The sequence below is a fragment of the [Erwinia] mediterraneensis genome (assembly GCF_900604315.1).
Taxonomy (GTDB): domain Bacteria; phylum Pseudomonadota; class Gammaproteobacteria; order Enterobacterales; family Enterobacteriaceae; genus Pantoea; species Pantoea mediterraneensis_A.
The window spans coordinates 3,151,996-3,157,995 of record NZ_LR026978.1; the positions used below are offsets into that span (position 1 = coordinate 3,151,996).

The 6,000-nt window shown below is 43.7% G+C and carries 4 protein-coding genes and 1 pseudogene; 4 read left to right on the plus strand and 1 reads right to left on the minus strand.

Annotated features, from left to right (window positions below; genetic code table 11):
- Positions 1-178 precede the first annotated feature (178 nt).
- A complete protein-coding gene (locus E0E17_RS14840) occupies positions 179-1,423 on the plus strand; it encodes an oligosaccharide flippase family protein (protein WP_130834785.1) in 1,245 nt (414 codons plus the stop codon).
- Positions 1,420-2,289 (plus strand): ATP-grasp fold amidoligase family protein, encoded by an 870-nt coding sequence (locus E0E17_RS14845; RefSeq protein ID WP_130834786.1) that lies wholly within the window; start codon positions 1,420-1,422, stop codon positions 2,287-2,289. Before E0E17_RS14840 ends, E0E17_RS14845 begins: the two co-directional genes overlap by 4 nt.
- Before the next feature lie 268 nt (positions 2,290-2,557).
- Here E0E17_RS14845 and E0E17_RS14850 read toward each other — a convergent pair whose 3' ends face one another.
- Positions 2,558-3,172 (minus strand): TetR/AcrR family transcriptional regulator, encoded by a 615-nt coding sequence (locus tag E0E17_RS14850; protein WP_130834787.1) that lies wholly within the window; start codon positions 3,170-3,172, stop codon positions 2,558-2,560.
- Between the two features lie 99 nt (positions 3,173-3,271).
- On the opposite strand from E0E17_RS14850, the gene E0E17_RS14855 reads away from it, so the two are divergent.
- Positions 3,272-4,279: an NAD(P)-dependent oxidoreductase gene (locus E0E17_RS14855; protein WP_130834788.1), complete on the plus strand. Its 1,008-nt coding sequence runs from the start codon at positions 3,272-3,274 to the stop codon at positions 4,277-4,279.
- A gap of 366 nt (positions 4,280-4,645) precedes the next feature.
- Positions 4,646-6,000: pseudogene (locus tag E0E17_RS14860) on the plus strand (IS3 family transposase); the annotation flags it as partial.

Genomic DNA, 6,000 nt, shown 5'->3' on the forward strand with positions numbered 1-6,000 from the left:
AATAATCTGATTCTTTAAGAAAAAGGTTCACTATGTTTTTATAAAAAGCCACACTATTAATTAAATAAAATGAGTATGTGAAATGATGAGTGAAGGTAAAGGGTTGAGCTTTTGCTGAAAACAGATCTCAGACAAAATGTAATAATGTTAACAAAAACATGTATATGTGAGATATGAGATGTACTCTAACGCAATATGGATCATGCTGGAAAAGGCAGTTAATATTATCGGGCTGATATATATCAACTCACTTATGGCAAAATATATTGGACCTGATAACTTTGGTAAAATAAATATTTCAACGTCGCTTTTTATTTTTGTTCAAACACTGTCGTGGTTTGGCGGCCAGAACATTATTTTTAAACGCATGAGTGAAAATACGAAGTCCGGGATCGCAATGGCGATGCATACGCAAAATCAGCGGCGTATTTTCTTTCTCCTTTCAGCAGGCTCAGTTTTGTCTTATTTGTATTTTTTCACTGACCCGATCGTCTTTTTATTTGGGGTCGCCAACTGCATTGCCACATACTATATTGTGATGGACTTTTTTTCCATTTACAACAACACTCAACTAAAATCAAAAATAAACACAATTACGAATATAATTGGGCTGTCTTTCGCACTCTTGATCAGGTTCTATATCGCGCATTTTAAACTGCCAGTTTACTATTTCACCATACCCATTATCATAATTCCTGTTATACCTTACATCATGCGTCTCATTTATTTTAAATATACAACCAAAATAAAAGTAAATGATAAGGCGCCTGGGGTATATAACCGCTACATGTTATATACCGGAGGAACTCTGATTTTATCAGGCTTATCAGCGGATATATATACTCAGATATCCGGCATTTTTTTGGCTAAAATACTTTCTTATTCAAATCTGGGCGTGTATAGCGTAGCCTTAACCATAGGTGGCGCCTGGTCATTTATTGTGCTTTCACTAATAACCAGCTTTTTCTCAAAGATATATAGTGAAAAAAATCAGATAACCATTGATAAACTGCTAATTAAAATCAATCGAATTGTAATCCTGTTATCCCTTACTGCTTTGGGTGGGTTCTACCTTTTTGGTGATTTTTTTATCCATTTACTGTATGGCGATAATTATATGGACTCAGTCAGGATAATTCCCATAATAATTATTGGTACAATGTTCTCTTCACTGGGAACGATTTGTTACAGGTATATGATAAAAGAATCCGGGTACAGCTACCTGGCTAAAAAAATGTTTTTATGTTGTGTATTAACAATACCATTGTCCTGGGTAATGATTAGTTCCTTCGGAATTAATGGTGCCGCATACTGCTTTTTGATTGTAGAGGTTTTATCTTGCACTTTACTTAATTACTTTTTCAGGAATAAAACCATCATAAAAATGCACCTTAACATTTTCAAATTGGGAGAATTTAAATGAGAATGATAAAAGAAACAGTTAAGTCAGCTCTAAAGATCTACGCTAATATTTCCCCTGAGTCTTGTGCTAAAGCCCACTATTTTATTAAATTTAAGAAAAAACTGGACTTATCAAACCCTACCAATTTCAATGAAAAAATACAGTGGCTTAAGTTCAATGAACTGAATAATGATATTTACAGTTTGTGTGCTGATAAATATAAGGTCAGGGAGTATGTTTCATCTAAAGGATGTGGTGAAATACTTAATGAAGTATACGGTGTGTACGATAACCCACAAAGCATTGACTATGATGCATTACCAGAAAAATTTGCACTTAAATGCAACCATGGAGCAGGCTATAACATAATATGTGATGATAAATCATCACTGGATATTGAAAAAACAAACAAGCAGCTGGAGAAATGGTTAAAACAGGATTTCTCTACGCTTTTTATTGAGCCACAGTATAAAAAAATAGAAAGAAAGATTTTATGTGAAAAGTATATTGAAAATGAACGTGGAGGTTTTCCTGACGATTACAAATTTTACTGCTTTAACGGGAAACCATATGCAGTAATGGTTTGTGTAGGTCGGGAAAAAGGGACGCCTAAATTTTATTATTTTGATATGAGCTGGAATCCTCTTCCTTTCGAGGATACGATTGAGCTAATAAATAAAAATCATCATCCAGAGGTGCCTGAAGGTTTTGATAAAATGAAGGATTATGCGATGAAGTTAGCTTCTGATTTTAAATTTGTCCGGGTTGATTTCTATCTGTTAAATAATGAAGTTGTTTTTGGGGAGCTGACATTTACGCCTTCAGCGGGGCTGGATGTGACATTACAGGAAGCAGATATTATTTTAGGCAGTCAACTAAAGTTATAGTTTGAATAGTGATGAATATAGTTATCTCTGGCGCAGGAAACTGCTTTATTGTTTATTCGGAGTGGACTTTGATGTTTCACCAGATCTTTTCCCTTGCCGGTCTTCTCACGCCTGTTCTTCTGGACAGGGCACATAGTCTGTTACCAGTCAGTAGGGTCATGACTAAAGATTATTCGATAAAATCATAACTACAAGCAAATCACGTTACTGAAAAAACATAAATGGATGGTGTGTTTTCAAACAAGTACGCCATCCTTCTTTCTGCTTTTCAGCCTTCGCTCACGTGAATTGCTCCCGTAATTAAGGATGCGAAGGAAGCCACGGCTTCTTTCTGATTCAGTTGTCCGCGCGCAAACGCAGCGGAAAGCGCTTCTCCTGCACCCACCAGGCCGATGCAACATTGCTGCAGCGATCGGGGCGACATGTTCACATGGGGTGTCAGAATGGAAACGAACATCGCAACGCAGTTGTCCAGAAGCTCCTGGAAGACGGCTGACTTTTCTTCGCTGCCTGCCAGGGCCGCTCCAACCGAGTGAAACTCGTCTGTTTTGTCTGCCGCGCAATTGATGTAGGCGTGCGCAAGCATCTGTACGGTTTCCTGCGGACTCCTGAGTGTAGTGGTCATCATCTCAGTAAATATTCTGACCCGCTCCCTATCAATCCACCTGTACAGCTCGATCAACAATGCCGAACGGGTGGCAAAATGATCATAAACCACAGGTTTGGATACGCCTGCACGCACGGCGAGATTGCCCAAAGTCAGTCGGTCTGCGTTTTCCTCGCGTACGATGAGAAAGGCGGTGTTCAGGAGCTGCTTTCGCCGTTCTGCCCCGGTTAACCTGCGCGTAGCGGAACCGGGTACCAGCGTGTTGTCCTTTTTCATATACCTCACAATATAACCTACCAAAAGTAGCTTATCGCTATGACAGGTGCTACCTTTCCTGATGGGTATAGCTTATCACGCAAATAAGGAATCACGCTTATGTCCTTTGATCCCATATTACTCCTGGGTGGCTCCGGCGCTATTGGTCACCAGACAGCCCGGGCACTGCACGCTATTTATCCTGATGTCCCCCTGCTCATCGGAGGCCGCAACCTGAACAAGGCGCAGAAGGCCGCGGCAGAAACTGGAAGAGCGCAGGGAATACTGATCGACACAACCTCTGACGATTTGGGCCTCGGCGACCAGAAAATCAGTGCTGTGGTCGTGCTTTACAAAGACCACTCGCTTGCCGCACTCCGCTTCGCTCAATCGCGAGGCGTACCCCATCTGAGCATCTCCACGGGCGTGTTCGAAATCGCCCCGGAAATTGCAAGCTTCATGCACGCGCCGGGTGCCTCAGCGATTGTGCCTGGATATGAGTGGCTGGTAGGTGCCACCACAGTACCTGCGCTCCATCTGTCCCGCGCATTCAGCCAGGTGCGTGAAATTCGTATTGGCGCGCTGGTTGATGAAGAAGATGTCGGTGGTCCTGCCGTCGCTTCTGATTTCGAATATCTGAACCACCTGATGCCTGCAGCGCTCACGCGCCGGGATGGCGTCTGGCTGTGGCGTGAGGGCGATGATGCCAGGGCTGTATTCAGCGCGCTTGACGGAACCGAAATAAATGCCACGGGCTTTTCGTCGATTGATGTAGTCGGGCTGGCATCGGCAACGGGCGCGCCCGGCGTTCAGTTCGACCTGGGCATGGGCATCAGTTCGAGCCGACGTAAAGGCGGGGCCTTTTCGACCGAGATTATCCTTGATATTTCCGGTGTGGATGCCGCGGGAGAGTCGCTTCGTACCAGACATGCGGTAGTCCATCCAGGAGGCGCGGCACCACTGACAGGAATGGGGATAGCCCTGCTTCTGGAAAGACTGGTTGGGCTTGATGGAAAGCCGCCGGTCGCGCCTGGCCTGTATTTTCCATACCAGATTCTGGATGCATCACACTACCTGGCGCGTCTGGCGCAGGAGGGAGGCCAGCTACTGGAATTGTCGCCATCATAAGTATCAGGAACAGACTTCCACCCGGTGAGCTTGCGCCACGCCCGCCGGGTGACCCGGCGCTGGTTATCCTCTGTTCTGCAGTGAAGGTTAAATAAAAGAACTGACAGGGCGAAATAAATATAGTTAAGTAAATAAAGTTGAGACTGTAAATAATTAGAAGAAGAATTATAAATATTAAAAAGTGGGGGTTATATAAAATCTGAAAACAGCTGATTCTTTGTAAAAGCCAACGCAGAATACCGACGGGTGCTTGAGGCTTTCTGCCTTAAGCATGTGCCGACGGCAGAAAGAGAAAAGCCCCAGGAGATATTCATCAACCTGTACTGCACCCATTTTGTTGGACGATGAAATGGAATAGTCCCTGATATGTCAAAGCCAAAATACCCCTTCGAAAAGCGCCTTGAAGTCGTGAATCACTACTTAACAACTGATGATGGATACAGGATCATCTCTGCACGTTTTGGTGTACCTCGAACCCGGGTCAGGACATGGGTTGCCCTCTATGAAAAACATGGAGAAAAAGGTTTAATTCCCAAACCTAAAGGCGTTAGTGCTGATCCAGAGTTGCGCATTAAGGTCGTGAAAGCCGTGACCGAGCAGCAGATGTCCCTCAATCAGGCAGCTGCTCACTTTATGCTTGCTGGTAGTGGTTCTGTAGCCAGGTGGCTGAAAGTCTATGAGGAGCACGGAGAAGCTGGTTTACGCGCACTCAAGATCGGTACCAAAAGAAACATTACAATGTCAGTTGATCCAGAAAAAGCGGCGTTAGCATTGGAGCTCTCGAAAGACCGACGTATTGAGGATCTTGAAAGGCAAGTTCGATTCCTTGAAATGCGACTTACGTATCTAAAAAAGCTGAAAGCCTTAGCTCATCCCGTGAAAAAGTGAAAGTACTCAACGAGCTAAGGCAGTTTTACCCTCTTGATGAGCTTCTCAGGGCAGCGGAGATACCGCGCAGTACGTTTTATTACCATCTAAAGGCTCTCAGCAAGCCTGACAAGTATGCGGATGTTAAAAAGCGTATTGGTGAGATTTATCACGAGAATAGAGGTCGATACGGATACCGTAGGGTAACGCTGTCTCTCCATCGAGACGGGGAACGGATTAACCATAAAGCTGTTCAGCGCCTGATGGGAACCCTCTCGCTTAAGGCAGCGATTAAGATCAAGCGATACAGCTCCTACAGAGGAGAGGTAGGGCAAACCGCCCCCAATGTTCTCCAAAGGGATTTCAAGGCTACGCGGCCAAACGAGAAGTGGGTTACCGATGTTACTGAATTTGCAGTCAATGGGCGCAAACTGTATTTGTCTCCAGTAATAGATCTCTTCAACAACGAAGTTATTTCTTACAGCCTATCGGAAAGATCGGTGATGAACATGGTCGAGAATATGCTCGATCAGGCATTCAAAAAGCTTAAGCCTCACGAGCATCCTATTCTGCACTCTGACCAGGGATGGCAGTATCGTATGAGAAGGTATCAAAACATCCTTAAAGAACGAGGTATTACACAAAGCATGTCCAGAAAAGGCAATTGTCTGGATAATGCAGTGGTGGAATGTTTCTTTGGAACCTTAAAGTCGGAGTGTTTTTATCTTGACGAGTTCAGTAATATAAGCGAACTGAAGGATGCTGTTACGGAATATATTGAATACTACAACAGCAGAAGAATTAGCCTGAAATTAAAAGGTCTGAGTCCAATTGAATATCGAACCCAGACCTAT

Bases quoted from the DNA above. Each gene is read 5' to 3' on its own strand.
- E0E17_RS14840 (WP_130834785.1), top strand. From the start codon at position 179: ATGTACTCTAACGCAATATGGATCATGCTGGAAAAGGCAGTTAATATT.
- E0E17_RS14845 (WP_130834786.1), top strand. From the start codon at position 1,420: ATGAGAATGATAAAAGAAACAGTTAAGTCAGCTCTAAAGATCTACGCT.
- E0E17_RS14850 (WP_130834787.1), bottom strand. From the start codon at position 3,172: ATGAAAAAGGACAACACGCTGGTACCCGGTTCCGCTACGCGCAGGTTA.
- E0E17_RS14855 (WP_130834788.1), top strand. From the start codon at position 3,272: ATGTCCTTTGATCCCATATTACTCCTGGGTGGCTCCGGCGCTATTGGT.